The organism is Edaphobacter flagellatus, assembly GCF_025264665.1.
GTDB lineage: Bacteria > Acidobacteriota > Terriglobia > Terriglobales > Acidobacteriaceae > Edaphobacter > Edaphobacter flagellatus.
Map to the genome: position 1 here is coordinate 851,475 of NZ_CP073697.1, position 26,442 is coordinate 877,916.

Genomic DNA, 26,442 nt, shown 5'->3' on the forward strand with positions numbered 1-26,442 from the left:
GTCCAGGGAAGGACGGCAATGAGCCACCGTAACCGTGCTCTTCGGCGCTGCAGCAGGACGGCTGCTGGGGCGCGTGTAGAGACGAGTTGGGCTGTGCAGCCGGATTAGCAGCATGAGGGAACATCAGAGTGACCTCGGAATCTCAGGCGATAGCTGGTGCGCGCCAGGCACGGATGAGCTGGTTGAACCGTGGTCCATAGCCCAGGGTGTCCGGGTATTGATGGACTCTCGAAATCAGGCCGGTCACGGTCACAACGTCGGCTGCAATCGCTGTGTCGAGCGCCCAGAGCTTCGTCAGATCAAAGCCGCCACATTCCTCGGCATTCCACCACGCTAGGAGGAAGTCTGCGACGTAGCAGGACTGCCCGCTAAGACCGTCCGCATGATCCAACAACCGTTCGAGTGCAATTCTTTCGTTTTCCTGCATTGGCGTGTCCTTTCTCCTAATTGAATGCCTGGTCGGCGCGGAACCGGACGATGGCGAGCCCGAGTGGATTGACGGCCAGTTCGTTGTTCTTCACAGCGTCACGAAAGACATACGTAACGCTAGCAACCCAACGCTCCCGCTTCAGCTCCGTATGATCGGCGGGATTGGTATAGACCTTCTCGAATTCAATCCGTGCCGAATAGGGCGACTGGCGAAGGTCATCCAGCACGATGTTCTTCACTTCAACATCCACGTATGGCAGCGTCGCATCGTTGCGATACGTCGTGATGAAGTTGTCCTTGCGTTCCTGCTCAATGACGGCGTGCTGCACGTCGCCATTCAGGAAGTACAGAGCATTCGTCTGGTCACGTTCAATGGTGAAGCGATTGCGACTAAAATACAGTTCCGCCCAGCGCGTCAGGTAATACTTGTTTTCCGCTTCTTGCGGGCGGTACGCGAAGTTCCTGTAGTCGATGGCTTCCGCACGTCCAACGTCATTGATTCGGACAATCATCGGGTGCATGGAAGCGAGCGCTCGTTGGCTCTTGTACGTTAGCGCCCCAAGCACGCCACAGACTGCAATCAACGCAAGAATCACGATGCGTTGCCAAGTGCTTTCAACCAGTGGTGCGGCGTTCTCTTCAAGGTAGCGTTGCGCTGCTCGCGTGATCTCCGGAGAGGGTGTCATCGTCGTAGACATAGTGAGCCTCCTACTTCATAAGCGCCGCGGCGCTGGTTGCGATGGAAAGGCCGCCATCATGGCCTCCGGTGTGGCCAGAGAAGAGTGTCGCCGTCATCGCTGGGATCTTGAGCAAGATGAAGCCGGCAACAAAGCAAAGCATCAGTAATGCAGGCATAACCGCGACTAATGTTCTGGGACTCTGAACATTTGCCGCACCGCTAGTCAAATATGTAATGAGCAAATGACTGATGACGCTCATCGTAGCTGCTGCTACTACCTTGTAAAACTGGAAGCCGAGGTACGCGCGCAGCCAGCCCCAGAATAGAAATTCTGTCTTATCGAAGACCATGAATGGAATGAAGATCGGACCAAGCAAGCCAATGATGGTCGCTGCAATCGCACCGTATGCAATGATGACCGCTATTAGAGCGGACAGAATACTAAGAACAATCTGAATGGTATACACGCAAAGCAACGTGTATGGTTCCGTGAAAGATGGGGACAGAGTTCCCATGTTGCTCAAAGCGTTGTGGATCGTGTTTTGAACTTCTTGCGTTGAATCTTGGCCGATGTAGTCCACCAGGCTGCTTGTCCCTCCACTGATGAATCCCTTGAGTGAATAACCAATGCCCGGAATAGCGCCGTCATAGAACTTCACAAAGCAGTAGGCAAAGGTGATGAGCAGGAAGAAGTTCAGGAACTTTGCCATGCTGAAGCCACCGGCTCCCTGTGAAGACGCGAGGGCTTCCTGCACGCCGAACCAGACCAGCATGATCGTCGCGAGCGACAGAACCATGTGGAGCCCCAGCGAATCTACCGATAGAGCGACGGTTGCTGTGAGATTGTCGCAGCCGTTCTTGATGAGGATGAGGAAGTCCATCGCCGTCTCCTTATTTCAGTAGTGAAACGCCCATCGAGTCCCGGCCGTGGATTGCTGCGGCGTGACTGTGTTGAACGTTTGTTGATACGTGTTGCCGGTCTGGAAAAGCGTTTTCAGGTTGTCTTGCTGCGCCTTCTGACCGACCATCGTCTGAAGTGCTTGAGCCTGCAGGATCTGGTTAGTCTCCTGCTGCGTGCGAAGTTCGATAAGCAACGCCTGGTTGATGCGTTGCAAGGTAGCCATTTCCGTGTGTTGTGCAGGGTCGGCAGAGTGAGTCTGCGATTCAAGCTGGCTGATGTCCGTCTCACGCTGGTTTGCGTTCGCACGGATGGTTCCGAGCGCCTGCAAGTTCGAGATGTTCACGGAGTCAGACAGGTCTACAGTTGCACCCCTCGCAGCGATTTCCTGCTGTCCGGTGACGGATAACGAACTGTAACCCTGAATCTGTGCCGGGCGTGAAATGCTGGCTGTCTGGTTAGCTGCGGCTGCACCGTAGCCGGTGGAAGCCGAAGTCATCCAAGGGGCAGAGTTGCCGTAGGTGTTGGCGGGCTGCTGCAGCGTGTTCCATTGCTGGCGGCCCATATTGTTGTAGACGGTGTAGTAGTTCTGGGGGAGGTTCGCCATCTTTTGCGCAAGGTTGTACGCACCGATGACGTTACGGCTGGTCTCTACGGTGGTTGTGTAGAGTTGGTTAGCCTGAAGAATCTGCTGGGCGGCATGTGCTGACTGAGTTGGGTCTAGCACGATACCGGAGCCGAATTGCGCTCTAGCCCCTGTCGTAGAGACAGCAAGGGCTATGACGCTTATGAACATAGCGCCCTTCATCGTTCCTCCTTGTTGTTTGTGTTACTTCTTGGCGCGTTCAGCTTCTAAACGCTTCCAAGCCTCTTCCTGCTTCGTTTTCTCGTCCTGGCATTTGGGACTGAGCTTGGCAGGCATGTTCAACATTTCTCCGGAGCAGTCTTTCTGAAATTGCTGCCCGAGCTGGTCATAGTCCTGCTGCAGTTTGTCGATACGTGCCTGGTGCGATTCACATCCTGCGGTGAAGATCACAATCGCGAAGCAGCAAATAATTAAGCGAGACCGCATGTTGGCTCCTTAAAACGATCCGGGGATCGTGTGATGTTCGTAGCCAGGCAGAAGCATGTCTTGCGTGATATAGACCTTCACGCGGTGTCCTTCCCGAATCGTGATCGTGGGAGGGATCTGCATGAACCGGTCCAAGACAGTCGTCGCCGACTGCGAAACGGACGATGCGGCTCCGTTGGTAAAGACTTGTGGGCCGGAGCCTGCGTACACCCCGCCGCCCTGTGAAATCTCGGCGGCCCCTGCGATGACCCCCAGCGCAATCGATGTGCCGAAGATTTGCAGGTAATGGTTGTTCACCTTATCTTTTAGTCCTTCCTCCCCAATCTGGTCTAGGCCGTGAAACTGATCCAGGTCTACGGAATAGCCATCGGGCATGATGAGGCGGTGGAAGGCAACGGCCATGCGGCGCTGCTGACCGAAGCCCGATCCACCGATCTTTTTAGCCTCACCGAGCACGATGGTGCCGTCTGGAATAAGGACATGCTGATGGTCGTGGGAGTAGACAGGGTTGGAGACAAGCACCTTGACTGGCCCTACGGCGTCGCCGTCAAGACGGTTCATAAGAACCGTGTCGATGGTGGCCCCTTCATAAAGGACGTAGGGCTGTCCCATCGCTGAATCGATATTCACCTCAGGCTTACGGTTGAAACCGTTCTGTGCGGAGGATGATGGGGTTGCCGCTGTATCACCGGCTGCCCGGGGACTTACCAAACTAGAACCTTGTTGAGCAGATGTCATGCTCGCCGGGAGATAGGAACTGTTCGCTTGGGTCTGCTGCTGAGGTGCATCCGCTGGACGGGTGTACGCAAGATTGGAAGAGAAACGAGACTCATACGCCCGTTCCCGTTCCTTGGCCGCGAGCTGCTGCGCTTCTTGTTGCTCCGGCGACACCTGCCCAGCACCGCCGCCGCCGTTACCTTGCTGCCCATATCCATACGTTTGAGGCTGATTGCAGGGTTGGCCGGGCATGCAGGGCTGCGCCTGTCCGGTCGGGCCGTAGCCTTGGACTGCGGCGCGTTGGGCAGGCGTAGCATTCACCATAGAAGGGTCGGCAGCCGTCGCCTGGTCAAGCGTCTGTTGCTGGTGAGCCAACTGGCTCCTGAGATCAGCGACGTTGTTCTCCGTGTTGTCCTGTACGAGTGGCTGGGGGTTCTGTTGCTTCTCCTGCTTGGTATTCGCGGAGGTCTTTCCGCGCGAACTGAAAAGAAGGGCGATGACAACCAGCAAGCAAAAGCCACCGTATACGATTGGCTTGGAATGCCGCTGCATGACACCCTTGGGATCGAAGGGTTTCTTGTTCAGCACCGGCCCTGCGGCTTGGCCGGCGGGGGTGGTTGCCTGGGTCTGTTCCGTCATGGTCTCGTCCTCCTCAGTCCGGTTGATTAGCCCTTGCGTGTAAATTCCATCTTCTTCTTGCCGAGTTCGACATAGCCGTTATCCATGACCTTCGGAATGATGTACGTGCCTTCACGAAGGTCATAGGAGATGAGGTTTGGCTTGCCGTCCTTCATCTCGTACACGCTGAACTTTTCCGGTGCGGTGGTCTTGATGTAGGTGAACTTGTCGTCGTGATAGATGGAAGTGATATCGAACGGGGCCTCGTTCGCTTTGAAGGCATAATCGAACTTCAGCTTGGATTGATAGTCGCTCTTGTAGGCGTCCATCGCCTGATCGACGTGCGACTGTACCGAGGCAAGCTGCTGCTGTGCCTGCTGGAGCTGCGCCGCGGGGACGAACTGAGGTGGCCCGCTGGCCGCGACGATAGAGGAGCGATCGGCTGGCTCTATTAACACCTTGAGGTCAGGCGTCTGCGAAGTGCTGGACACGTCCTGCAAGGTAAACGAATAGATGTTGCCCTTGTCGGTGATGAGATTGAGGTTTGTACTGATACCTGCCTTCGCCGGATGCACAAAGCAGAAATTGCCGACGACATCTACCACCCAGAAATCCTTATCGCCGGTGGCGGCCTCCATGATTTTTTCGGTCGGCGGCACCTGAATCAGCGTCGTGAACTTCATTTTGGCCCGGATGGGCACGATGTCCTGGGAGTGGTACTGCACGGTGCGGGCCGATGCGTCCTGCGCGAATGCGGGAGCGGAGAATGCGACGGCGAGCATGAGGGAGATGAGAATGCGCTGCATGATGCCTCCTTGGACTACCGGGTTGAGGTAACGGCCAGCGTGCGGGGCCGGAACGGATGGTCTTGAGCGAGCCTGCGCAAGCCCTCGGCGATGCCGAAGCGAGCGAAGTAATCGCGCTTTACGAGGTTGTCGCGGGCGTTGTTGGTCGCCGTCCAGTGCGAGACGGAATCGACGTTCAAATGAACCTTCTTACTCGACTGCGCTTTGCGAATGAGCATCTGGCCAGGCGGCACAAGCCCGGCGATTAGCTCCAGTTCGGTATCGTTCAAATGGAATGCATCCCGATAGAGGTCACGGTTCATCTCCGGGTTGGCGAGAAATATCTTGGTCGGGCAGCTCTCCGACACAATCTGCAGCATCCCGGATTCCTCAAGCTCCTTGAGGGATTGTGTTGCCAGCACCATCGCGGCATTGTGCTTTCGCCACGTCTTCTGCGCCTGCACGATATAGCTGCGGATGGTCTCGTTCTTGATGAACAGCCACGCCTCATCCAACAGAAAGAGCTTGAAGGTGGCGAGCTTTTTGGGATCGCTTATCTCATTGGAAGCACGGTGCAGGACGTAGAACAGCAACGGCTCTAATGCCTCCGGCGCATCGCCCCATCCTGCGAAGTTGAACGTCTGGAAGCGCGAGAAAGAAAGCGTGTCTTCGGGATTGTCGAAGACAAAGCCGTACTGACCCGCCTTCGTCCAACGATGCAGGCGTTCCTTCAACTCTCCAACGATGTTCGCGAAGTTTGAGAGGGTGCGCTGTTCCGGCTCCAGCACGTAGGTGCGCTCGACAGCCTCCCACAGCTTGCGCTCCTCTTTGAAGTCCAGTCGATAGTGCCCGTCGGAACCTTCTATCAGTACACGGAAGAGTGAGAAGAGGAATTGCAAGTTTTCTTTCGTCGGCGGGAGCGAGAATGGATTGATGGTGAAGTCGCGCGACTCCTGGCCTACATTCAGGTATGTGCCACCGAAGATGTTTGTCAGCGATTCAAAGCTGCCGCCGATGTCGAAAATGTACGTCTGCGGCTGGTACTTCTGGGCATTCTGAAGGATGAACGAAGCCAGGTAGGACTTACCTGATCCTGTCATTCCGAGGATCAGCGTATGCGCGACTTCGCCGTTGTGGAGATTCAGGAAGTAGGGCGTGCTGTTGTCCGTCTCCAGCACAGCCAGATATTCTGCGTTCAAATGAGCGTTGTGCTTTTCTCCGGGTAGGATCGTAAACAGAAAGCTCAAATCGGCGTAGTTGGAATTGAGCAGGTATAGGCGACGGAGATTCACTGCATAGTTGCCGGGGATCGTGGAGAAGTAGGCGTTGAGTTGGTTGTACGTCTCGTTGAAGAGTGAGCCGTCAGCCGCCGTGAATACTCGCTGAAACTCTCCTGCAAGCTGGTCTAGTTCGGACAGAGATTGTGCGTGCAGCACAATGGAGAGCGAGAAGTCTCCGAGCGATTGCCCCTCACCGAGTACACGCAAGCAATCCCCAAGGTTCTCGATGTCGGCCTGCTTCGACTCATCCACCAACACGTCACGCGGGTTGGTCTTCGTCGCGTCGTTGCCGAGCTGCGACACAAAGCCTGTCTTCGAGATGTTGAAGTGGCGGCGGCGCTTGGCAACTTCCTTGCGGGCCTTGTCCTGGGGCAGCGGAATCCACTCCGTGCAAACCGTGAAGCTGGTCGGGATCTTCAGCAACTCATCCAGTACCAACGGTTTCGTCTCGATGATGCTTTCTTTCATCGTAAGGACTCGAACAAGATGCTGGCCGACCCGCAAGTGGTCGCGCTCTGCCTCGATGTCGGAGTTCGCCACCTGATAGTCAAGGAACTGTGTGCTCTGTGGACGGCCCTCGATGCGCGGCGCGTCGTAGTTGAGCAAGCGACGAAAGAATGTGAACTGGTCTTCCTTGCCTAGCACGGCAATCTGCACGAAGTCCGCAAGTTGGTGGCTGAATGCATCGACACGCTGCTCCAGACGGCCAAGGCACGACTCAATCTGAGAGCGCAGCAAGGTCTTCATCTTCGCCTGGCTGAACTGGCCGCCGAGTTCGTTCCATGCTCCGGCTGGGTCAGAGAAGAGCATGGCAAGCGCGGGGCCGATGCCGCGCTTTGAGCGTGAGCCTTCGAGCAAGATGACGTAATAAATCTCGACTTGATAGAGAGAGTCCTGCTTCGCGGCAAAGAACGTGCGGCGCTGGTCGATGGCGGCTTCCACAACTGGATCGTCGTAGTGCGCAAACGGAATCTCCGGCCTGCTGGTCTTGACGAGGTACTGATAGATATGGAAGCCATGCCCGAAGGACTTCAGGGCCGCCTCCAGACGCTTGACGGCGTAATCCTGATCATCATGGTCAAGACTCTCGTAGTCGACACCCTGGACTCGCAACACCACTCCCAGGTCGCCGGACTTGGTGAGGAATGTCCGTTCGTTCCAGAAGCCATACAGGTTGATGTGGTCATTCAGCGCTGCGGCTTCCTTCCACGGCTTTAGCACTTGATCAAGACGGAACATCAGCGGACCTCCACGCGGGGAACACTCTGCTTGTGCGCGTCGTAGCGCGGCTTGTACCGCTCAGAACGCGCGAGGATGCGGAGAAAGGCTGGGTCAGCGTTGGTGACCCACGAACCGAAGGCGTAGCCTCCGACGAACACGAGCGCTCCGGCAAGCAACGAATTGAAGAGATTGAAGACGCCCACAGCAGCTACGCAGATGAAGAAGAAGAGCGAACGCTCCACGCCCAGGTAAGTGAGAGGCTTATGCAGGCTCTTGAAGACCCGATTGCGACGTTGATTGGTTCTGGCGGATTCCGGCATAAGCCCTCCTTTCTGAAAGAACGCAATGTGGTTGCGGGAGCGAGTTGTTTATGCACCCCAGAGCCAGGACAGGACGTTGGTAGCGAGCACCGCGATCCCTGTACCGGCAGCGACGCCAGCGAGGGTCTTCTTTGCGCCCGGTTCACCGTGAGCAAATTGATATCCGCCGATCACGATGGCGATAAGGCTTGCCACCTTGGCGATCGTGCCGGTGAATAGGTTTTGAAGCGAGGTCATGCCGCTGTCAAACGGGGAGCCCGATTGAGCGTGCGCGGCGAGGGGAAGGACAAGAATCAGTCCGAGCAACACAGCGGATGGTCGCAACCATCTTTGCAGTGTGAAGACTGTTCGCTGGGGAACGACGACACGGATACGGCGGGACATCGGCACCTCCTGCGACTGGAATCAGTCGGGATATGCCGTGACGTTAGGCGCGTCGTTGCCGCTCGTCCAATGGTTTGTAGAGATGGCTCAGCCATCTATCAAAGTGATATCTGACGCCTGTCAACCATTCTTCAGTGCGGCGTCTTCTTCCTCAAATAAGCCGGGGTCATCTTTGATCGATTGTGGAGGTTTGCGGCGAACCTCTGCATCTGCGTCAGGATAGCGGCGTGCAAGGTCGCGCAGCAGGAGCGAAATCGCTCCGTGCGCGTCGGTTTGTCTGTAGATGATTGCGGAATCAATGGTCCAATTAACCCCCTTGATTGGCCGGGTCGTTAGCGACTCGTGCAACACCTCATGCTCACGAATAAGAGCAATGCACATCTGTTGTTCGACCATCCATTGAATCTGTTCCAGATTGAAGGTCGGGCTGAAAGTGCGGGGCTTGATGCCTTGCTCAGAGAGCATCTCCAGTAGCCGTGCGTGAGCTGTTGGGTGATGGTGGGCATCGCTAAAGATGCCGAGTTTCCCATCAAGGTCTGCTGTATCCAACTCTTCTTTGCTCGCGAGTGGATCGTCCCTACGCAGACAGACGACCATGCGTTCGTGGAAAAGCGCCTGGGAGCGCAGCTTGTCGATACTGAATGGGAGAGTAATGAGAGCAGCGTCCAGTTCACTCGCTTCGAGGCGCTTGAGAAGGGCGTCGGTGTCGTCGCCTTCGAGCTTCACAACGCCCTTGGGAAACATCTCTCGATATGCCTGGGAAACTGTCTGTAGAACAGCATGCTCAACGAACTGCGAGAAGCCCAGACGAAAGGGCTTCGTTTCGGCATCTTGTACCGCCTGCAGCGAGTTGATCGTTTCCTCCCGAAGCTCAAGAAGCTGCTTAGCTCTGATGTAAAGGGATTGCCCTGCGGACGTGAGTTGAACGCCGTTACGGACCCGGAGGAAGAGCTTCACGTGAAAGAGATCTTCGATGTCGCTGATCTGCTTACTGAGGTTGGATTGGACTACGTTCAGTCGCTCGGCGGCCCGCGTCATGTTCAGCTCTTCGGCGACGGCCACAATGTATCTAAGATGGCGAAATTCCAGGTAATCGTAGATGCTCATCGGCACACCCCGAAACTCTGCGGAGGAAGTGTGTTGCGTGAGTTTTCTCTGGGTATTTAACCCCAGATCAAACAGGTATTACTTAATGACTCAAAATAGGCAACAAAAGTTGCTTAGGAGTGAGCAACCATTCCCGTTTGTGGAATTCTGCCATCTGTCCGAGTGATAGCTCAGCCATCTCTACAAACCATTGGACGAAAAAGTTTCTTCGGGACATCCTCTCTTCAGGAGAACCCGGATGCAGCCCAACCTCATTGAACAACTCGAAGCGAGACAGGGCGCGATGCGCGTTCACGACGTCGCTGCCTTTCTTGGAGAGGCGATCGACGAAAAGAGCATCTACCGTATGGCGGCCCGTGGACAGATGCCAAGCTTCAGAATCGGGGGAGCGATTTGTTTTGATCCTCAAGAACTAGCGAAGTGGTTGCGTGACCGATATGGAGTGAGCCTTCCACCGGCAAAAAAGCGTCCGTCGTCGCATCGAACACATGCTGTGTCGCGGAGTATGACAGCGGCGTGAGTCGGTGCGGCTCAATCTCTCTTTAGGCATGGCAGTAGAAAAGGCTGACCCGATGGGTCAGCCTCTTAAGTTTCAGGTGAGGCTTTATCGCTTTGCAGCCAACGCCGGTTGATTGGACTCGAAGCTGATGCGCAGCCGCGAGCGGGTCGCACGAGCGAACCGCTCCAGCGTGCGCGTAGACGGCAACACCTTGCCGCTCTCAAGCCGCGCAACAACAGCTTGCGTCGTACCCATCGCTGCCGCAACTTCCTCTTGAGTCATATCAGCCTTGCTCCGTGCCTCGATCAACGCGGAGGCAAGAGCGAACTCATTCTCCAGTGCATCGTATGCAGCAACAAACGATGGGTCCTTCTTCCACTCCCGGAACGATTCTTCCGCCGGAATAAACTTGCGCTTCATTCGACCTCCTTCGCCCGCCTGAGGGCTAGTTCCAATTCTCGTCGAGGCGTCTTCTGTGTCTTCTTTACGAAGACATGCACCACCACGATTCGTTTCCCAACTGCAGTGACATAACAGGCCCGTGCGATGCCACTCTTGCCCTTCATCCGCATCTCCCACAACGGGCCTTCGAGATGCTTCACATACGGTTCCCGAACCCGCTCCAGCCCGTGTGCCTGGATCAACTCCACGATCCGCTGAAAACTTGCCCGGATGTCCAAGGGAAGCGCATCGAGAGATGCCTTCACCCCTTCATCAAGGAACTCGACCAACCAGCTCGCCATAGCCATTATACCTTTTTTGCAATAATTTCGATGCCCGCGTTTAGCCTGCTTCCAACAACAAAGAACCGCCCCGGAGGGCGGCTGCTAAGGATTTACGCCACTAGCCCGGCCAGTTCGCCGTTGTTGACCTTGTGCGCCGCATCCTTCGACCGGATGCCTTTGAGATAGACCATGGTGGACTTGATATCGCGGTGTCCCATCCACGCCTGCACGGTTCGGATGTCTACGCCATCGCGAAGATGGTTGGTCGCAAAGGTGTGCCGGAACTTGTGCAGGAAGAAGTTCATGCAGTATGGCCCCTCGGCGCACTTGTTGCCATGCTCCGTCACGCAATGGCCGCAGTTGAGGCCGGCACGTTCGGCGAGACGTTTGACCACCATATCCATTTCGCTGTCGGGGTTGCCCTTGGTGTTGCCAAACACAAGATCGTGAGGCCGAGCGCTCTTCCGTTCCTTGCGCTTTTGGAGACGTTGCATGAGCGCGTGGGGAAGAGGTACCACACGTTCCTCCCAGTTCTTCGGCGTGAAGTCCCACTTCGGCTTCGCGGTCACGCGTGCAAGATCGTGCCGGAAGTCGAGGTCGACGTATTCGACGTAACGGATCTCCTGGTCGCGGAAGCCGGAGCCAAGAATGAACTTGAGCAGGTCTGCTTCATCTATCGTGGCGATCTCGAACATGGGTGTCATCTCTTCCGGCTCGTAGATCGGCCGGATGGTCTCGACATACTTTGGCCAGTCACCCTTTTCCATCAGGCCGCTTCGGCCATGCTTCTTGAAGAGCTGCAACACGGTCACGACCTTGTCGTAGACGGTGCGAGCGCCTAGACCTTTTTCGTAGCAGTAGGTCATGAAGTCGAGCACATCATCACGCGTTGCATCCTCAACAAACTTCCGTTTGTAGGAAGCGCGGAGAAGCGTGTCGAGGGTATACCGGTAGGTCAGCCAGGTGCGGGCCTTGCGTTGCATCTTCACGTATCGCAGGTAAGTGTCGATCGCATCGCCGATGAGTGTCTTTGCTTCCGCAGCCTCTTCGGGCTTCGGTTCCGGTGCAGCGATCAGCCCATCGCGGATGGCCTGAAGCTCGACCGCCTTGCGCCTGGCTTCGGCAACGGCATCCTCTCGTTCGACCGCCGCGCGGCATCGCTTACCGCGTTCGCGCCACTCGATGTAATACGCGCCTTCGGGATGCGTCTCTACGGTGCCGTTGACGCGCACCTTGTCCTTGAGACGACCATTCGGTTCCGGCACAACGGGAGCGAAACGCCAGCTTCCATCGACTTTGATTTTCTTGATGAGGTTCACCCGGTCCGCGTAGTCGGGTGCATTGAGTAGAGCGCCGCGGGTCTTCAGAGTAGGCATCCAATCGTCCTCCTCTGGGGCATAAGCCTAGCAGAAAACGGTCAGAAAATGGACACCAAACTGGACACCAAGTAGCTAAGTTCTTTATTTTCAGTGTTCCGGTTAGAAGGCAGCGCTCTAACCAACTGAGCTACGTCCCCATAGTTGCTCTCAGCAACATGGACTCACACATAGAAATGAGCTCTCGCTCGCTTCTATAGCCGCTCTGATTGAGCTCTCCTTATGCAAGAACCCGTCACAGCAGATAAAGAAAGTGTAACAGAAGAGCGGCCTTTGGTGCGCACTTTATCCATACATACCAGCTGTGAATTTCTTCTATCTATGCCCAGAAGATTAAACAGACAGCGTAGTGTCAATCCATTCGCCCTTCGTTCTCTCACATCCACATTATGATGAGTAACACTACACGTTCATTGAAGAGCGCACTCTTGCAACGAACGCTCTAACGTTTTCCACCTGAACTGGAGGATGCATGAAGCTGGGTCTTTTCACGCCGGTTTTTAGTAAGTTGTCATTCGACGCGATGCTTCGCGAATTCAAGCGCTATCCTGCGCTCTCGGCCATTGAAATTGGCTGTGGAGGCTGGCCTGGAAGCTCTCATATCTCTCCTGCAGAATTGATCGCCAATCCTTCTGCCGCGCGTGACTATCGCAGCCGCATTGCCGATGCCGGACTCACCATCAGCGCTCTGTCCTGCCACAACAATCCCGTCCATCCTGATCCTTCCATCGCTGCCCATGACGACAAGACACTCCAACAGACGATTCGGCTGGCCGAGCTCATGGAGGTTCCCGTCGTCGTCACCTTCTCCGGATGCCCGGGTGCCGGCCCTGAAGACAAAATTCCCAATTGGATTACTGCCGCTTGGCCTCCGGAGTTTCCCGCAGCGCTCAATTGGCAATGGGAAGAACGGTTGATTCCCTACTGGAAAAAAATTGCCGATACTGCATCAAATTCCGGAGTCAAAATTGCGCTTGAGGCCCACCCAGGATTCTGTGTCTATAACCCTGAAACCCTGTTGCGTCTCCGCGCAGCGACCAGCCCTGCGATCGGTATCAACCTCGACCCCAGCCACCTCTGGTGGCAAGGTGTGGATATCCCCACAGCAATCGCGACGCTCGGCAACTCCATCCATCACTTCCATGCCAAGGATGTCGCGCTGAGCCCCACCAACGTGGCTCGCAATGGTGTACTCGACACCAAAAACTATAGCCAGATGCAGCAGCGGTCATGGCTATTCCGCAGCGTCGGCTGGGGACACGGCGAATTAGAGTGGAAGGCCATCGCATCCGCGCTACGCCTTGCCGGTTACGATTACGTGATGAGCATCGAGCATGAGGATGCCCTTGCCTCAACACACGAAGGCCTTTCCTCTGCTATCGATATGCTTACCCGAGTTCTGCTGACTGAGCCTCCCGTGGAAGCATGGTGGCTCTAACAAGCGCCCGAAGGGCCTGTCTACGCTCGACTTAGGCAGGCTCTCGTCCATAAGTTCACCCTTTTGGCCAACGGCTTTCTATACACATTCTCCAAACGTTGTATAGGCAGATAGACCTGCTCGCGTCACTCTACTCTCATGACCACGGGAGAAACTGGATTCCGCAACGTAGCAGCCAGAGTCATCGTTGAAGAGCAAGGGGCCCTCGTCCTGCAGCGTACCGCGGAGGGATACCAGTTCACTGGCCTCTTCGAGAAGACGTCTATCGTCTGTAAGACCTGGCCAGAAGCCGAACGCGTTCTCATCCGCCTTCATGTTCCTCCGCAAAAGATCATTGACATTCGCAAAATGATCGATGCAGGTGAAGAAGTCATCATGCGGCGGCAAGCACAGGCGCAAAGCTGAACAACACCTTCCACATTAAAAAGCGGGGGCTGCATGATGCAGCCCCTGCTTGATTTCAGCTTCGAATAAATGCCAGGATATCCGCATTAATGACGTCCGCATGAGTCGTCATCAAACCGTGTGGCAAGCCAGGATAGACCTTGAGCGTGTTGTTTTTCAGCAACTTTGCCTGCAGCAATGAGGCATCTTTGTAGGGAACAATCTGGTCATCGTCGCCCTGCATGACCAGCGTCGGGACTGTTATCGCTTTCAGGTCCTCGGTCTGGTCCGTCTCCGAAAACGCCTTGATGCCTTCATAGTGAGCAAGCGCACCGCCCATCATCCCCTGGCGCCACCAGTTCTGAATAATTCCCTGTGATATCTTCGCGCCGTGTCTGTTGAAGCCATAAAACGGCCCCGAAGGCAGATCGAGGAAAAACTGTGCCCTGTTGTCAGCTAGCGCTTTGCGGAGGCCGTCAAACGCCTCAATCGGCGTGCCATCCGGATTCTTATCGGTCTTGACCATAAGCGGAGGAACGGCCGCAATCAACACCACCTTCGCTACGCGGCCCTGGGGTTCGCCATGCTTGGCAACATAACGCGTCACCTCACCGCCACCCGTCGAATGGCCAATATGGATCGCATTCTTCAGATTTAACTGCTCTGTGACAGCCGAAGCATCAGCAGCATAATGATCCATATCGTGCCCAGTGCCTACCTGTGAGGAGCGGCCATGACCACGCCGGTCATGTGCAATCACGCGATAGCCCTGCGAATGGAAGAACAGCATCTGCGCATCCCAGTCGTCCGACGACAAAGGCCAGCCATGGTGAAACATGATCGCCTGGGCATCCTTCGGCCCCCAATCCTTATAAAAAATCTCAACTCCGTCTTTGGTTGTCACGAATGGCATACCACTCTCCTATGTTTTGATGATGTAGTTTTGGCTGCTGTCAGCCGATGCAATATGGAACTGGCTGGATTGCTGCGCGTAGGGGCAGCGCACTCAGTGTAATCAAACTTTGTTCCATTCTGGTGAAGCGCCCGTGGCCTAGGTTCAGTCCCGCAACCAATAGTCTTCACATCAAGATAAGCAGGGTATACAAGCTGCAGCTTCACCTTTGGCATATCCGGCAATGAGCCGGCACTCGCATTTCCTGCGCTCATGCCTGAAAATAGAAGTTTGGCTATGAGCACCCCGAAGTCCGAGCAGAACCTCGACCAGATCACGATCCGCGGCGCCCGCACTCACAACCTGAAGGGCATCGATGTCGATATCCCGCACAACGCGCTCACCGTCGTGAGCGGTGTCTCGGGCTCGGGCAAATCCTCGCTGGCCTTCGACACCGTCTACGCCGAGGGCCAACGTCGCTACGTCGAATCGCTGTCCGCCTATGCCCGCCAGTTCCTCGAGCGCATCGAAAAGCCCGACGTCGATCACATCGACGGCCTCGCTCCCGCTATCGCTATCAAGCAGAAGAACCAGACACGCAATCCGCGCTCCACCGTCGCCACTGCGACCGAAATCTACGACTACCTGCGCCTGCTTTACGCGCGCTGCGGCACCGTCACCTGTCTGCACTGCGGCGGCGTTGTAAAGTCCGACACCGTCGACGAAATCGTTACATCGCTGTTCGCTCTACCGGAGGGCACACGCGTCTATGCGCTCTTCCCTACCCAACGCGCCGAGATCAAGCTCGAACCGATGCGTGCCGCCTCCACCGACGAGACGCCCGCTGCCGAACCCGCCAAGCCGAAAAAGACCACTGCAAAGAAATCCACGAAACCTGCAAAACCCGAGCCAGTATTCGATCTAACTGATTCGCTCAAAGAACGCCTTACGGAGCTGCGCCGCCGCGGTTACAACCGGCTCTATCAAAATGGAAACACCGTCGAGTTCTCCACGCCGGAATCTCTGCTTGAGCTCGACTTCTCGCAACCCATCTTCATCCTCGTCGACCGCCTCGCGCTGTCTCCCGACATCCGCTCGCGCCTCGTCGATGCCATCGAGACCGGCTACCGCGAATCCGGCGAGATTCGCTTCATGACAGTTCCAAGAGAGGGCGAAGGTGAGCCGCAGACACTGCGTTACAGCGCCGCCTTCGAGTGCACCAGCTGCCATCGCGCCTACCGCGAGCCTGAGCCACGCCTCTTCTCCTTCAACAACCCGTACGGCGCCTGCCCGCGCTGCCAGGGCTTCGGCAATACCATCGATTTCGATCCCAACCTCATCATCCCCGACAAGTCGAAGACGCTTTCGCAGGGAGCCGTCGCTCCGTGGACGACGACCAAGTATCGCCCGCACCACAACGAAATGTTGCGCGCCGCCAAGGCCGCTGGAGTCCCCATCGACATCCCCTGGTACGACTTGACTCCTGAACAGCAGGAGTTCATCCAGGAAGGCTCCGATTCCTTCCCCGGCATCCGCGGCTTCTTCGCCGCGCTCGAGCACAAAAAATACAAACTGCACGTCCGCGTCTTCCTGTCGAAGTACCGCGGCTATGCCACCTGCCCCGACTGCCGCGGCCAGCGTCTGCGTGCCGAAGCTCGCGCCGTACTCCTAAATAACAAAAATATTTGCGAAGTCTCTGCGCTCACCGTCATCGCCGCACGCGACTTCTTCGACTCACTTATACTCACGCCCTCGCAGGCCGAGATCGCCGGAAAAATCTTCGAAGAAGTCCGCCAGCGCATTCACTTCCTCGATCAGGTTGGCCTCGACTACCTCACGCTCGACCGCCTCTCCTCCACGCTCTCCGGCGGCGAATCGCAGCGCATCCAGCTGGCCACCTCGCTCGGCTCGCGCCTCGTCGGCGCACTCTACGTCCTCGACGAGCCATCCATAGGCCTGCACACGCGCGACACCGCACGTCTCATCCACATCATGGAAGAGCTGCGCGACCTCGGCAACACGATCCTCGTCGTCGAGCACGACCCCGACGTCATCCGCGCCGCCGACCACCTGCTCGACCTCGGCCCCGGCGCGGGAGAACTCGGCGGCCAGCTGCTTGCCAGCGGCACCGTCAAACAGGTCTCCGCCAATCCGAATTCCATCACCGGCAAGTACCTCTCCGGCCGCTCCAGTATCGCCGTACCGAAACACCGCCGCGAGCCCGGCCGCGAGCGCCTCAAGCTCACCGGAGCACGCATTCACAATCTTCGCGGCGTCGATGTCGAAATCCCGCTCAACCTCCTCGTCTGTGTCACCGGAGTCTCCGGCTCCGGCAAATCCACGCTCGTGCATCAAGTCCTCTACCGCGCACTCATGCAGGCGCTTGGGCAGGAAGGCACCAACGACGGTATCGACCCAACGCATCTCTATCGCGAACTTTCCGGCACGCACCACCTCAACGACGTCGTGCTCGTCGACCAGTCTCCCATCGGGCGCACGCCGCGTTCGAACCCCGTCACCTACATCAAGGCCTTCGACGATATCCGCGCGCTCTTCGCCGCGCAGCCCGACGCCAAGCGCCGCGGCCTCACTGCCGGACACTTCTCCTTCAACGTCCCCGGCGGCCGCTGCGATGTCTGCGAAGGCGATGGCACCGTCACCGTCGAGATGCAGTTCCTTGCCGACGTTGAGCTGCCCTGCGAAGAATGTAACGGCACCCGCTACAAGCCCTCCATCCTTGACATTCGCTACAAGGGGAAGAACATCCACGACGTTCTCAACATGACCGTCAAGGAAGCGCTCGTCTACTTCGCCGGTCATCCGAAGATCGTCGACAAACTCTACGTCCTCGACGAGGTCGGCCTCGGCTACGTCCGCCTCGGCCAATCCGCCACAACGCTCTCCGGCGGCGAAGCCCAGCGCGTCAAGCTCGCGTCACATCTTGCCACGGCACGCTCGAACTCTTCACGCAGCAGCAACGAAACCGCCGCCAAGGCCCGCAGTCGCACACTCTATATCCTCGACGAGCCCACTACGGGCCTCCACTTCGACGACGTCGCTAAGCTCCTCGCCGCCTTCCGCAAGCTCATCGAGGGCGGAGGCTCACTGCTCGTCATCGAGCACAACCTCGACGTCATCAAATCCGCTGACTGGATTATTGACATGGGCCCCGAAGGCGGCTCACGCGGGGGCCAGGTGGTCGCCACCGGTACTCCCGAGGAGATCGCCGCCAACCCCGCTTCGCATACCGGCCATTGGCTCGGACCAGTACTGCATTTAGTGTCCGCAAAACCAGAGGCGGAACTTCAGGTCATGGCATAGGATGATTTGATAGGCTTTCAGCGTAACTTACGCTTCTGTGGTATTTGACGACATCGAAACATCTGTATTAATCGGAGGGAATCGATGAAAAAGCTTGTGGCCAAGTCGAGACGGATTTGCCCTCCGGAACAGGTTATCGTCGTCCTGTTTTCTGCCTTTGCCGTGTTCTTTGCGGTTCAGCTATTTGCGAACCACGTCCTACCCTCGCTCAAAAATTTCTGGATCGAGCTCTTCAGTGCGGCCGTAGCGATCCTCTTTACCGTAGACGCTCTTCCACGGATTCAGCGTGCACTCAGGGGACCTGCCCCGGCGATGGTGGATGAAGAGAGCTTTGTCGCCGCCGCCGAAAACAGTATCGACGACTTTTACATCTTCTCCGGCATCCCGGACGCCTCAGGTCAGATCGTCGACTTCCGTTTCGCCTACATCAATCCCGTCGCAGAGCGCCGCCTGCGGGCGCAGCGCGAAAACCTGCTTGGACGTGCGCTTTCCGAGGTCCGCCCCGTTGCCGTTACTAAAGGACTGATCGCCCGATATCAGGAAGTGGTTCGCACCGGCATACCTTACGACGGCGAGGTGTACCTGGACGATGACCGCATTACCGCCACTTGGCTGCATGTTCACGCGGTCAAACTGGGAGATGGCATCGCCATCACCAGCCGCGACATTACCCGACAGAAACAGGGACACGACCGCGCCAGTTTCCTGGCAGAGTATGGCCTCTTAACAGGGCTGGCCAACCGACCCATGCTCACCACGCGTCTCAACGCCGCCATCCATCGCATGAAATCCTGAAATTGCGCTGCAATCCATTACGGCGAAGCAAAATGCAGTATCGTAGTTCCCGTCTATGCGTCGTTCCCTACCGCCACACATCCTGTTGACTGCAATATCTTTGGCATCGGCCTTCCTGCTTCTTACCGGGTGCCATCCTGTCCAATACAGGCTTGGCCAGGTCCCTCCACTGGCTGCCACACCGCTTGCCTCAATCAGCGCCCATCTAACCGTCCCGCATATAGCACCGGGGCAGAAGACCCCTTTGGTCGTTCAGCTCACAACCCCTGACGGCCGCGTTCTCACCACCAATGGCAAAGGTAAAGATGACGTCCCTTGGAAGGACCTCGCTATCACCGCCAGCATCGTTTCCGTCAATAACAAAGGAGTCGTCTCACTTACAGAAGACCCCATCTTCACCGATGGCAAGACAGGCCACATCACGGTGACCGTGCCCAGCCATTCCAATCTTCTCTACGACCTCGACGTTCCTATTGGCTACGACTACGCCTTCAGCCCTGTAGTTTCCGGAATCAGCGGATCAAACGGACTGGATGGCCTGAACGGTACAAATGGCATCAGCGGGACTTCCGGTTCCATCGATCTCAATAACCCAACTGCAGGAGGAGCCGGTAGCGATGGAAGCGACGGGACCGATGGCTCCAATGGCGGATCCGGAGGGGATGCACCTCCTGTCGAAGTCCGCATCGCTCTGCGTTCTACATCACATCCTCTCCTTCAAATCGAGGTATCGGCACCGAGTTATCGAACACACTATTACCTCGTCGATCCACAAGGCGGTTCTCTCACCATAACGTCGAGCGGCGGCTCTGGAGGACGCGGCGGGAGTGGAGGACGCGGAGGGCGTGGTGGCTCCGGAGGAATCGGCTCACCCAACGGACAGAGCGGCCATGATGGACGTAATGGTCAGGACGGATCCAATGGCTTCGATGGACGCGCAGGCCCCATCACTGTCATCTACGATGCTCAAGTCCAGCCCTATCTGTCCATCATCCATCTTCACAATGCTGGGGCGCCTGCACCGGTCTTCCGTCAAGAAGCCGTTGCTCCTATGTGGTAGTCGTCGCCCTCGTTCCTTAGGCTCCCACCTCGACCGCCGTCTCTTGCCTGATCGAAAAGAGCACTGGCCCTAGCGCAACCACCACACCTGCAATCACCACCAGCACCAACGCCTTCCCAAGGCCCAATCCCACCGCAAGCCATCCAATCAATGGAGGCCCCGCCAGGAACCCGAAGTATCCGATCGTCGACAGCGCCGAGATCGCCGGGCCTGCGCCCATGCGCGTGTTTCTTCCCGCCAGCGTCATGATCACAGGAATGATGTTGGCCACGCCTGCTCCCGTCAGCACCAGCCCGAAGACACCAACGGCCAGCGAATGCGACACCAGCGTGCAGCCGAATCCCGCCGCGATCAGCAAGCCGCTGCCAATCAGGATCGTCCTGTCCTCGAATCTTCCGATGAGCCAGTCGCCGAGAAAGCGCCCGCTCGCCATCGAGATCGCATACGTCGCATAGCCCGCCGCAGCTGCCGACAGGCTCGCCCCCAAACTCGAACGCAGGTACACCGCAGCCCAATCGCCTATCGCGCCTTCAGCAAATAATCCGAAGAACGCAATCATCGCCAGCTTCAGCAACGCTGCGTCCGGAAAGACGAACTTCGTCTTCTGATGCGGCTTGCGCTCCTCCTCCACCAGAAGCGACAGAACGGCCAGCACCGCGGCTCCCATCAAAGCTGCGCCGACCGACATATTGAAGCGCAGTGGCATTCCATGCTTCAACAGCACACTCGTCATGCTGGCGCCAAGCAATCCACCCACACTCCAGCATCCCTGCAGCAGACTCATACTCGAACGGCCATAGTGCTGTTCCACGGCAATCGCCTGCGCGTTCACCGTGACATCGAGTGCCCCCTTCGCCGCGCCGTACATCCCGGCAAACAGAATCAGCACAGCATAACTGTTTGCCTCGGCCAATAAGGCCAGCATCGCCACATACGCCAATGCAACAACGCGAATGACTGTCCTGCTGCCGAACCGCTCGATCAAATGGCCCATCACCGGCATCGTCAGAATCGCGCCACCCACCAGGCTCAGCAATGCTGCGCTCAACTGGCCATTTCCAAGGTGCAGATTCTGCTTGAAGACCGGTACATGCGCCGCCCACAAGCCAAATCCCGTCCCATCCACCAGGAACAACGTTGCAAGCGCCCACTTTGGCCACTGAATCCGCATACCTTTATTAGACAGCCGATTGCCTCATTCCGATTGATGAAATCTTTACCATCCACTGATAACCTAATGGAATGAGCCTAAACTTCGACACATTGCGTGCATTCGTGGTTCTCTCCGAAGAACTCAACTTCGGACGCACCGCCAAGCGGCTCAACATCTCGCAGCCTGCACTCACCAAGCAGATCAAGCGGCTCGAAGAAGAGATCGGCGGACGCCTCTTCGAACGCACCACCGGGCGCGTCGAGCTCACCTCCGCCGGCGAAGCCCTGCGCGAACGTTCCCGCACGCTGATGTACGACGCTGCCGCATGGGAGTCCTTCGCCCGTCAAGCCACACGCGGCGAGCTCGGCAGCCTGCGCATCGGCTTCGGCATCGCCACGCTTGGTGACCTGCTCCCTCGAGCCGTCATCGCCTTCCGCAAAAACTTCCCCAACGTCATGCTCGAGATGCACGACCTCGCTTCACGCACACAAATCGAAGGCTTGCTTGAAGGCATCCTCGATCTCGGCTTCGTCCGTCTGCCCGTCACAGCTTCTGGCCTTGAGGTCGTACCCATCCTTGAAGAAGAGCTTCTCATCGCCGTCGCACATACGCGCTTCACCAAGACACATATCCGGCTCAAAGACTTGCGCAACGAACCGTTCGTCCTTATCGCCTCGTCCATCTCCAACACCTTCCGCCAGCACACCCTCAGCGTCTGCTCGGCGGCAGGCTTTACCCCGAATGTCATTCAAGAGGCCAGCGAACTCTTCACCGTATTGAACCTCGTGCGAGCGGGACTAGGCGTCAGCCTGGTTCCCTCTACCGCGCGCCGCATGCGTGTGCCCGGTGTCCGCTTTGTTCCTCTCGTTACGCCCGCGGCCAAGTGGAAGATCGGCATGGCATGGAGAAAGGACCGATGGCAACGGGTGCGCTCCTTCGCCGAAATCGTCACAGCTATCGTCAAAGCTGCGCCAGAGCCAGATGCGCGCGTTTTTCCACAGAGAAAGTCTTGACGCCACCAGTAAACTTAAATGAGGGAAAGAAGTAGGGCCGGCACATCCGCCGGGCTTTTCGATTTAAACTGGATCGGGGCTGTTCCAAAACAGGGGTACCCCAACAAGTGGCATCGTTTGAATACTTTGCACACTTTTGTACGGGGAGGGAGGCCCACCGGATGTCCCGGACATTGCAATACCTCAGACGAACCACCATCGCCGGACCGGCGCTGCTCTTGCTGGCCATCATCTTTACTCCAGCGCTCCATGCCCAGCTTCCTGCCGGGACCCGGGACGCTGCCTCCGAGCGCCAGCAGGACCCGCTGCGTATGCAGGCCAGCGAAGCCCTGCAAAAAGGCGACTACGCAACAGCCGCAAAGCTCCTCTCTACACTCGCGGAGAAAAACCCCAACGATGCGCAGGTGCTCTACAACCTGGGCTCTGCTCAGGACGCCCTCGACCAGACGCCACAAGCCGAAGGCAGCTATCGTCGCGCCATCGCCGCCAGCCCGAACCTGCTGGAGCCACACCTCGCCCTCGGCCTTCTACTGGCTCGCACCGGAAAAACCGCCGAAGCGCATACCGAATTAGCCGCTGCTGCTGCGATTCCCAATGGCGATCCTGCACTTCGCGGCCGCGCGTATCGCGCCATGGCCCGGATCGACCAGCCTGGCAATCCTTCGGGCGCAAGCGATGAGCTGCTCGCGGCGCTCAAGCTCACCCCCGAAACTCCCGACGACATCCTGCTCGCGGGCGAACTGGCTCAGGCGAACAACGATCCCGCCGCAGCCGAAGCTGCGTTCCGCCGCCTCATCGCCGCCGATCCGGATAATGCAGAAGCGACCGCTGCGCTTGTTCATCTTCTGCTTCAGCAAAAAAAGACCGATCAGGCTGAACCTCTGCTGAACGCTGCTCTTAAAAAACATCCTGACGATCCTGCTCTGAATGCACAACTGGCTTCGCTCTACGAGTCGGACGAAAATCCCGCCAACGCGGCCAAAGCCCTTCCTATCGTCGAAAAGCTCCACGCCGCCAATCCGCAGGACGCCTCCGTTGTCCGCCTGCTTGCCCGCCTTTATAGCCGCAACGGTCAGTACGACAAGGCGCTGCCTCTGGTGGCAGCACTCTCCGCCGCTTCACCCAACGACCCGACGCTGCTCGACGACCAGGCCGATATCCTCATCCGCCTCCACCGATCCGGCGAAGCCCAGCCTCTGCTCCAACGCGCAATCGCTGATCCTAAAGCCTTTCCCACGCCACAGGCCTACGGCGTCGCCGCCAGCCACCTGGCCTTCGCCGCCTCGGCCAACAACGACCCGACGACGACCTTGCGCGCGCTTGAGCTGCGTGATAAAGTGCTGGCTCAAACACCGTCGTCACTATTCCTAGCGGCTACGGCGCACGATAAACTCCACCAGGTCAAGCAGGCGTCTGACCTGTACAAACAGTTCCTTTCCGTGGCGAAAGGGCAATATCCTGACGAGGAGTGGGAGGCAAAACACCGCCTCGTATCCCTCGAACACATGAAGTAACCGGCATAGCAGAAACGATGTATTGAAAGGCGGTACCGGAAGCGGTACAAAAACGGCAGCAAAAGTTTAGACAAACCAGTCTCGACTCCATGAAGTTATGAAGCCAGACGCTCCCAACGAGGTGCGTTATGCAAGTAATCAAACGGCTTTTACCTCTATGTTTCCTCCTCTCGCTCTGCGTTTCTCTTCACGCGGCAGCAGGAGGAATCGACAAATCGGTCCTTCTCGACGAGCAGGCGCTTATGCAGCTTGAGCAGCGTGCCGAGCAGGCTAACCCCCGCGAGCAATGTTTCCTCTATACCGAGCTGGTTTCGGCTATGACTGAAATAGCAGGGAAACAAATACTCGACGGCGACACCGACCGCGCCAGCGTAACACTGAAGAAAGTCGCGAAATATGCGGAGATGATTCATATGAATCTCGCCCGTGATACCAAGCGGCTGAAGAATGCCGAGATGCTGATGCATCACACAACTTATCGGTTGAATGAGTATCTGCATCGCGCCTCGTCCGAGGACAGGCCAACTTTGCAGGCGGCGCTGAAGCAGTTGAATCAGGTGCAAAATGAGTTGTTGACTCAGGTCTTCAACCACTAAGATCCGTCGATTGGCCTACAATCTCCACCATGCTCCGTCGATCCCTGCTTATCGCCTTTATCGTGCTGGCCGGCCTGACCTCTTCGGCACATGCGCAGCGCGGTGAAGTGAACCTCTCGGAAAAAGAAGTCGAGGAGCTTCGTGATTCGGCCTATGTCGCCAATGATCGCGTCATGACCTTCATCAAACTGATCGATGTCCGCATTAAAGCGCTGCAGGATATGTACGCCAAACCGCGGCGTCCCGGACGCGAACAGGATACGCACGATCTGCTGGAGCAGTTCGCGGCGCTGGCGGATGAGCTGAACGACAACCTCGATGACTACGGTCCGCGTCATCGCGACATCCGCAAGGCGCTCCCAAAACTCATCGAAGCAACGGAGCGATGGGGCACAACAGTAAGGACGCCTCCTGACAACGATCTCTATAACGTTTCGCGGAAGATTGCGCTCGAATCGATCCGCGATCTTCGCGAGGCCGCGACTGAGATGCTCGACGAACAGAAGAAGTGGTTCGCGGACCATCCTCCTCAAAAAGAGGAGCCGGCACAGATGGAAAACCATCCCCGCTAGCAGATGTAAACTTGAGCTACAGTGTCATCTCCCCTCGTCGCAATCTTTGAAGAGCAGTATCGTGAGCTGCGCCCGCGCGCTCCGATGCCTCCATTCGATATCCGCTTTCGCCGCTTCACCTCTCTCAATACAACGATTCGACTTCGCGAAGGACGGCTGCACGTTCGCCTGTCGGACATCCTCGAACATGCGCCGGATTCGGTCCATCATGCGATCGCGCATATCCTGCTGGCAAAGCTGTATCGCAAGCCGATCGCGCCCAGCCACGCAGACCGCTATCGCCGTCACGTCTCTTCAGAAGCCGTCTCACGGCAGGCAGAGCATGTGCGACAGACGCGTGGACGCAAACGCATCCTCACACCGCAAGGACACCATTTCGACCTCAACGAGGTCTTCGACTCGCTCAACGCCCGCTTCTTCCATGGCCTGTTGGGAAAACCTATCCTGACGTGGAGCGCGCATCACGCCCGTCGCATGCTCGGGCACTACGATGCCGCGCACAACACCATCGTCGTCAGTCGCGTCTTCGATCGCCCGGACACGCCGCGCGCTGCTATCGAATATCTGCTCTATCACGAGATGTTGCACCTCAAGCATCCTGTGCGCGTAAAGGCAGGCCGCCGCTGTGTGCACTCACGAGAATTTCAAGCCGAGGAACGGCTCTTCCCTCATCTCGAAGAGGCGAAGGCATATTTGCGGCGCCTCTAACCCCTTGAGCCAGAAGAATATTCAACCGCTGCGGCGCTGAGTCGTGATAGCATCCTTCCGTCCGGAACTCCTGCTTTCGGTCGCAATCCTTAAATGCAGTTCCGGGCCCACTAAATAACAAACTACGAACGGGAAATTGGGAGGAGTTGCTCTATGCCGCTTTTCAAACGTGCATCTGCTGAGTTCTTCGGGACCTTCTGGCTTGTCTTCGGAGGCTGCGGCAGCGCGGTCCTGGCCGCCGCCTTTCCGCAACTCGGCATCGGATTTGTGGGTGTCGCTTTTGCCTTCGGCCTTACCGTGCTGACGATGGCCTATGCTATCGGCCACATCTCGGGCTGCCATCTGAATCCGGCTGTTTCGGTCGGACTCGTGGTGGGCAAGCGCTTCCCTGCCTCTGAGCTTCTGCCTTATATCGTTGCCCAGGTTGCCGGTGCGATTGCTGCATCGGGTGTGCTTTATCTGATCGCCAGCGGCAAGGATGGCTTTTCGCTCGCAGGCGGCTTTGCTTCGAACGGATACGGTCTGCATTCTCCTGGGGGATACAACCTGGCGGCATGCTTCATCGCCGAAGTCGTGCTGACGGCGTTCTTCCTGCTCGTTATTCTCGGTGCGACCGATGAACGTGCGCCGAAGGGCTTCGCCCCCATCGCTATCGGCCTCTGCCTGACGCTGATTCACCTGATCAGCATTCCGGTGACGAACACCTCGGTGAATCCTGCCCGTTCGACCGGCCCGGCGCTGTTCGTCGGAGGCTGGGCGTTGAGCCAGCTCTGGCTCTTCTGGGTTGCTCCCATTGTGGGAGCCATTGTCGGTGGTCTGATCTCGAACTTTTTCTTCGCGGCTCCACAGGCTCCTGTTCGCGAAGAGCTGTCGCGCTAGCCAACCC

The 26,442-nt window shown here is 57.2% G+C and carries 28 protein-coding genes; 12 read left to right on the forward strand and 16 right to left on the reverse strand.

Annotation, left to right across the window (positions count from 1 at the left end):
* Positions 1-142: 142 nt before the first annotated feature.
* The 11 genes from KFE13_RS03440 to KFE13_RS03490 form a co-directional block, all read right to left on the reverse strand.
* Positions 143-427 carry a DUF7673 family protein gene (locus KFE13_RS03440; protein ID WP_260705785.1) on the reverse strand — a complete coding sequence of 95 codons (285 nt, stop codon included), beginning with the start codon at positions 425-427 and terminating at the stop codon, positions 143-145.
* 16 nt (positions 428-443) lie between these two features.
* A complete protein-coding gene (locus KFE13_RS03445) occupies positions 444-1,127 on the reverse strand; it encodes a type IV secretion system protein (RefSeq protein WP_260705786.1) in 684 nt (227 codons plus the stop codon).
* 10 nt (positions 1,128-1,137) lie between these two features.
* Entirely contained in the window at positions 1,138-1,989 is an 852-nt protein-coding gene (locus tag KFE13_RS03450; protein WP_260705787.1) for a type IV secretion system protein, read from the reverse strand.
* 15 nt (positions 1,990-2,004) lie between these two features.
* The gene (locus tag KFE13_RS03455; protein WP_260705788.1) at positions 2,005-2,802 is read right to left on the reverse strand and encodes a hypothetical protein; all 798 of its coding nucleotides are present in this window, start codon (positions 2,800-2,802) and stop codon (positions 2,005-2,007) included.
* A 33-nt stretch (positions 2,803-2,835) separates the two neighbouring features.
* Positions 2,836-3,078, reverse strand: coding sequence for a hypothetical protein (locus KFE13_RS03460; protein ID WP_260705789.1), 243 nt, complete (start codon positions 3,076-3,078; stop codon positions 2,836-2,838).
* Positions 3,079-3,087: 9 nt separating this feature from the next.
* Positions 3,088-4,434 (reverse strand): TrbI/VirB10 family protein, encoded by a 1,347-nt coding sequence (locus tag KFE13_RS03465; protein ID WP_260705790.1) that lies wholly within the window; start codon positions 4,432-4,434, stop codon positions 3,088-3,090.
* A 26-nt stretch (positions 4,435-4,460) separates the two neighbouring features.
* A complete protein-coding gene (locus KFE13_RS03470) occupies positions 4,461-5,219 on the reverse strand; it encodes a TrbG/VirB9 family P-type conjugative transfer protein (RefSeq protein WP_260705791.1) in 759 nt (252 codons plus the stop codon).
* Positions 5,220-5,233: 14 nt separating this feature from the next.
* Positions 5,234-7,717: a VirB4 family type IV secretion system protein gene (locus tag KFE13_RS03475; protein ID WP_260705792.1), complete on the reverse strand. Its 2,484-nt coding sequence runs from the start codon at positions 7,715-7,717 to the stop codon at positions 5,234-5,236.
* Entirely contained in the window at positions 7,717-8,019 is a 303-nt protein-coding gene (locus tag KFE13_RS03480) for a VirB3 family type IV secretion system protein (RefSeq protein ID WP_260705793.1), read from the reverse strand. Before KFE13_RS03480 ends, KFE13_RS03475 begins: the two co-directional genes overlap by 1 nt.
* A gap of 48 nt (positions 8,020-8,067) precedes the next feature.
* Complete coding sequence (locus KFE13_RS03485; RefSeq protein ID WP_260705794.1) at positions 8,068-8,403, reverse strand: TrbC/VirB2 family protein; 336 nt, start codon at positions 8,401-8,403, stop codon at positions 8,068-8,070.
* A gap of 120 nt (positions 8,404-8,523) precedes the next feature.
* A complete protein-coding gene (locus KFE13_RS03490; RefSeq protein WP_390891602.1) occupies positions 8,524-9,510 on the reverse strand; it encodes a LysR family transcriptional regulator in 987 nt (328 codons plus the stop codon).
* Between the two features lie 238 nt (positions 9,511-9,748).
* Here KFE13_RS03490 and KFE13_RS03500 point away from each other — a divergent pair, with 238 nt between their 5' ends.
* Positions 9,749-10,030: a helix-turn-helix domain-containing protein gene (locus KFE13_RS03500; RefSeq protein ID WP_260705795.1), complete on the forward strand. Its 282-nt coding sequence runs from the start codon at positions 9,749-9,751 to the stop codon at positions 10,028-10,030.
* A gap of 84 nt (positions 10,031-10,114) precedes the next feature.
* Here the strand turns inward: KFE13_RS03500 and KFE13_RS03505 are convergent, their stop codons facing one another.
* The 3 genes from KFE13_RS03505 to KFE13_RS18585 form a co-directional block, all read right to left on the reverse strand.
* On the reverse strand, positions 10,115-10,429 hold the full coding sequence (locus tag KFE13_RS03505) for a helix-turn-helix domain-containing protein (RefSeq protein ID WP_260705796.1): 315 nt from the start codon (positions 10,427-10,429) through the stop codon (positions 10,115-10,117).
* Positions 10,426-10,752 carry a type II toxin-antitoxin system RelE/ParE family toxin gene (locus tag KFE13_RS03510; protein WP_260705797.1) on the reverse strand — a complete coding sequence of 109 codons (327 nt, stop codon included), beginning with the start codon at positions 10,750-10,752 and terminating at the stop codon, positions 10,426-10,428. Before KFE13_RS03510 ends, KFE13_RS03505 begins: the two co-directional genes overlap by 4 nt.
* Before the next feature lie 92 nt (positions 10,753-10,844).
* The gene (locus KFE13_RS18585) at positions 10,845-12,110 is read right to left on the reverse strand and encodes a tyrosine-type recombinase/integrase (RefSeq protein WP_313900678.1); all 1,266 of its coding nucleotides are present in this window, start codon (positions 12,108-12,110) and stop codon (positions 10,845-10,847) included.
* Between the two features lie 472 nt (positions 12,111-12,582).
* Between KFE13_RS18585 and KFE13_RS03520 the strand changes: the two genes are divergently transcribed.
* A complete protein-coding gene (locus tag KFE13_RS03520) occupies positions 12,583-13,548 on the forward strand; it encodes a sugar phosphate isomerase/epimerase family protein (RefSeq protein ID WP_260705798.1) in 966 nt (321 codons plus the stop codon).
* 138 nt (positions 13,549-13,686) lie between these two features.
* Positions 13,687-13,953, forward strand: a complete 267-nt coding sequence (locus tag KFE13_RS03525; RefSeq protein ID WP_260705799.1) for a hypothetical protein — start codon at positions 13,687-13,689, stop codon at positions 13,951-13,953.
* A gap of 55 nt (positions 13,954-14,008) precedes the next feature.
* Here KFE13_RS03525 and KFE13_RS03530 read toward each other — a convergent pair whose 3' ends face one another.
* On the reverse strand, positions 14,009-14,845 hold the full coding sequence (locus KFE13_RS03530) for an alpha/beta fold hydrolase (RefSeq protein WP_260705800.1): 837 nt from the start codon (positions 14,843-14,845) through the stop codon (positions 14,009-14,011).
* 276 nt (positions 14,846-15,121) lie between these two features.
* On the opposite strand from KFE13_RS03530, the gene uvrA reads away from it, so the two are divergent.
* The 3 genes from uvrA (at position 15,122) to KFE13_RS03545 (ending at position 20,000) form a co-directional block, all read left to right on the forward strand.
* Positions 15,122-18,145 (forward strand): excinuclease ABC subunit UvrA, encoded by a 3,024-nt coding sequence (uvrA, locus tag KFE13_RS03535; protein WP_260705801.1) that lies wholly within the window; start codon positions 15,122-15,124, stop codon positions 18,143-18,145.
* Between the two features lie 84 nt (positions 18,146-18,229).
* The gene (locus KFE13_RS03540) at positions 18,230-18,940 is read left to right on the forward strand and encodes a PAS domain-containing protein (protein ID WP_260705802.1); all 711 of its coding nucleotides are present in this window, start codon (positions 18,230-18,232) and stop codon (positions 18,938-18,940) included.
* A 55-nt stretch (positions 18,941-18,995) separates the two neighbouring features.
* Positions 18,996-20,000 (forward strand): hypothetical protein, encoded by a 1,005-nt coding sequence (locus KFE13_RS03545; RefSeq protein ID WP_260705803.1) that lies wholly within the window; start codon positions 18,996-18,998, stop codon positions 19,998-20,000.
* A gap of 16 nt (positions 20,001-20,016) precedes the next feature.
* Here KFE13_RS03545 and KFE13_RS03550 read toward each other — a convergent pair whose 3' ends face one another.
* Positions 20,017-21,171, reverse strand: coding sequence for an MFS transporter (locus KFE13_RS03550; protein WP_260705804.1), 1,155 nt, complete (start codon positions 21,169-21,171; stop codon positions 20,017-20,019).
* A gap of 71 nt (positions 21,172-21,242) precedes the next feature.
* Between KFE13_RS03550 and KFE13_RS03555 the strand changes: the two genes are divergently transcribed.
* The 6 genes from KFE13_RS03555 (at position 21,243) to aqpZ (ending at position 26,435) form a co-directional block, all read left to right on the forward strand.
* Positions 21,243-22,166, forward strand: a complete 924-nt coding sequence (locus KFE13_RS03555) for a LysR substrate-binding domain-containing protein (RefSeq protein WP_260705805.1) — start codon at positions 21,243-21,245, stop codon at positions 22,164-22,166.
* Between the two features lie 161 nt (positions 22,167-22,327).
* Positions 22,328-23,680, forward strand: a complete 1,353-nt coding sequence (locus tag KFE13_RS03560) for a tetratricopeptide repeat protein (RefSeq protein WP_260705806.1) — start codon at positions 22,328-22,330, stop codon at positions 23,678-23,680.
* A gap of 242 nt (positions 23,681-23,922) precedes the next feature.
* The gene (locus KFE13_RS03565) at positions 23,923-24,276 is read left to right on the forward strand and encodes a hypothetical protein (protein ID WP_260705807.1); all 354 of its coding nucleotides are present in this window, start codon (positions 23,923-23,925) and stop codon (positions 24,274-24,276) included.
* A 29-nt stretch (positions 24,277-24,305) separates the two neighbouring features.
* Positions 24,306-24,848, forward strand: a complete 543-nt coding sequence (locus KFE13_RS03570; protein ID WP_260705808.1) for a hypothetical protein — start codon at positions 24,306-24,308, stop codon at positions 24,846-24,848.
* Between the two features lie 21 nt (positions 24,849-24,869).
* Positions 24,870-25,556 (forward strand): M48 family metalloprotease, encoded by a 687-nt coding sequence (locus KFE13_RS03575; RefSeq protein WP_260705809.1) that lies wholly within the window; start codon positions 24,870-24,872, stop codon positions 25,554-25,556.
* Positions 25,557-25,709: 153 nt separating this feature from the next.
* Positions 25,710-26,435: an aquaporin Z gene (gene aqpZ / locus KFE13_RS03580; RefSeq protein ID WP_260705810.1), complete on the forward strand. Its 726-nt coding sequence runs from the start codon at positions 25,710-25,712 to the stop codon at positions 26,433-26,435.
* Positions 26,436-26,442 lie beyond the last annotated feature (7 nt).

Bases quoted from the DNA above. Each gene is read 5' to 3' on its own strand.
- KFE13_RS03440 (WP_260705785.1), bottom strand. From the start codon at position 427: ATGCAGGAAAACGAAAGAATTGCACTCGAACGGTTGTTGGATCATGCG.
- KFE13_RS03445 (WP_260705786.1), bottom strand. From the start codon at position 1,127: ATGTCTACGACGATGACACCCTCTCCGGAGATCACGCGAGCAGCGCAA.
- KFE13_RS03450 (WP_260705787.1), bottom strand. From the start codon at position 1,989: ATGGACTTCCTCATCCTCATCAAGAACGGCTGCGACAATCTCACAGCA.
- KFE13_RS03455 (WP_260705788.1), bottom strand. From the start codon at position 2,802: ATGTTCATAAGCGTCATAGCCCTTGCTGTCTCTACGACAGGGGCTAGA.
- KFE13_RS03460 (WP_260705789.1), bottom strand. From the start codon at position 3,078: ATGCGGTCTCGCTTAATTATTTGCTGCTTCGCGATTGTGATCTTCACC.
- KFE13_RS03465 (WP_260705790.1), bottom strand. From the start codon at position 4,434: ATGACGGAACAGACCCAGGCAACCACCCCCGCCGGCCAAGCCGCAGGG.
- KFE13_RS03470 (WP_260705791.1), bottom strand. From the start codon at position 5,219: ATGCAGCGCATTCTCATCTCCCTCATGCTCGCCGTCGCATTCTCCGCT.
- KFE13_RS03475 (WP_260705792.1), bottom strand. From the start codon at position 7,717: ATGTTCCGTCTTGATCAAGTGCTAAAGCCGTGGAAGGAAGCCGCAGCG.
- KFE13_RS03480 (WP_260705793.1), bottom strand. From the start codon at position 8,019: ATGCCGGAATCCGCCAGAACCAATCAACGTCGCAATCGGGTCTTCAAG.
- KFE13_RS03485 (WP_260705794.1), bottom strand. From the start codon at position 8,403: ATGTCCCGCCGTATCCGTGTCGTCGTTCCCCAGCGAACAGTCTTCACA.
- KFE13_RS03490 (WP_390891602.1), bottom strand. From the start codon at position 9,510: ATGAGCATCTACGATTACCTGGAATTTCGCCATCTTAGATACATTGTG.
- KFE13_RS03500 (WP_260705795.1), top strand. From the start codon at position 9,749: ATGCAGCCCAACCTCATTGAACAACTCGAAGCGAGACAGGGCGCGATG.
- KFE13_RS03505 (WP_260705796.1), bottom strand. From the start codon at position 10,429: ATGAAGCGCAAGTTTATTCCGGCGGAAGAATCGTTCCGGGAGTGGAAG.
- KFE13_RS03510 (WP_260705797.1), bottom strand. From the start codon at position 10,752: ATGGCGAGCTGGTTGGTCGAGTTCCTTGATGAAGGGGTGAAGGCATCT.
- KFE13_RS18585 (WP_313900678.1), bottom strand. From the start codon at position 12,110: ATGCCTACTCTGAAGACCCGCGGCGCTCTACTCAATGCACCCGACTAC.
- KFE13_RS03520 (WP_260705798.1), top strand. From the start codon at position 12,583: ATGAAGCTGGGTCTTTTCACGCCGGTTTTTAGTAAGTTGTCATTCGAC.
- KFE13_RS03525 (WP_260705799.1), top strand. From the start codon at position 13,687: ATGACCACGGGAGAAACTGGATTCCGCAACGTAGCAGCCAGAGTCATC.
- KFE13_RS03530 (WP_260705800.1), bottom strand. From the start codon at position 14,845: ATGCCATTCGTGACAACCAAAGACGGAGTTGAGATTTTTTATAAGGAT.
- uvrA (WP_260705801.1), top strand. From the start codon at position 15,122: ATGAGCACCCCGAAGTCCGAGCAGAACCTCGACCAGATCACGATCCGC.
- KFE13_RS03540 (WP_260705802.1), top strand. From the start codon at position 18,230: ATGAAAAAGCTTGTGGCCAAGTCGAGACGGATTTGCCCTCCGGAACAG.
- KFE13_RS03545 (WP_260705803.1), top strand. From the start codon at position 18,996: ATGCGTCGTTCCCTACCGCCACACATCCTGTTGACTGCAATATCTTTG.
- KFE13_RS03550 (WP_260705804.1), bottom strand. From the start codon at position 21,171: ATGCGGATTCAGTGGCCAAAGTGGGCGCTTGCAACGTTGTTCCTGGTG.
- KFE13_RS03555 (WP_260705805.1), top strand. From the start codon at position 21,243: ATGAGCCTAAACTTCGACACATTGCGTGCATTCGTGGTTCTCTCCGAA.
- KFE13_RS03560 (WP_260705806.1), top strand. From the start codon at position 22,328: ATGTCCCGGACATTGCAATACCTCAGACGAACCACCATCGCCGGACCG.
- KFE13_RS03565 (WP_260705807.1), top strand. From the start codon at position 23,923: ATGCAGCTTGAGCAGCGTGCCGAGCAGGCTAACCCCCGCGAGCAATGT.
- KFE13_RS03570 (WP_260705808.1), top strand. From the start codon at position 24,306: ATGCTCCGTCGATCCCTGCTTATCGCCTTTATCGTGCTGGCCGGCCTG.
- aqpZ (WP_260705810.1), top strand. From the start codon at position 25,710: ATGCCGCTTTTCAAACGTGCATCTGCTGAGTTCTTCGGGACCTTCTGG.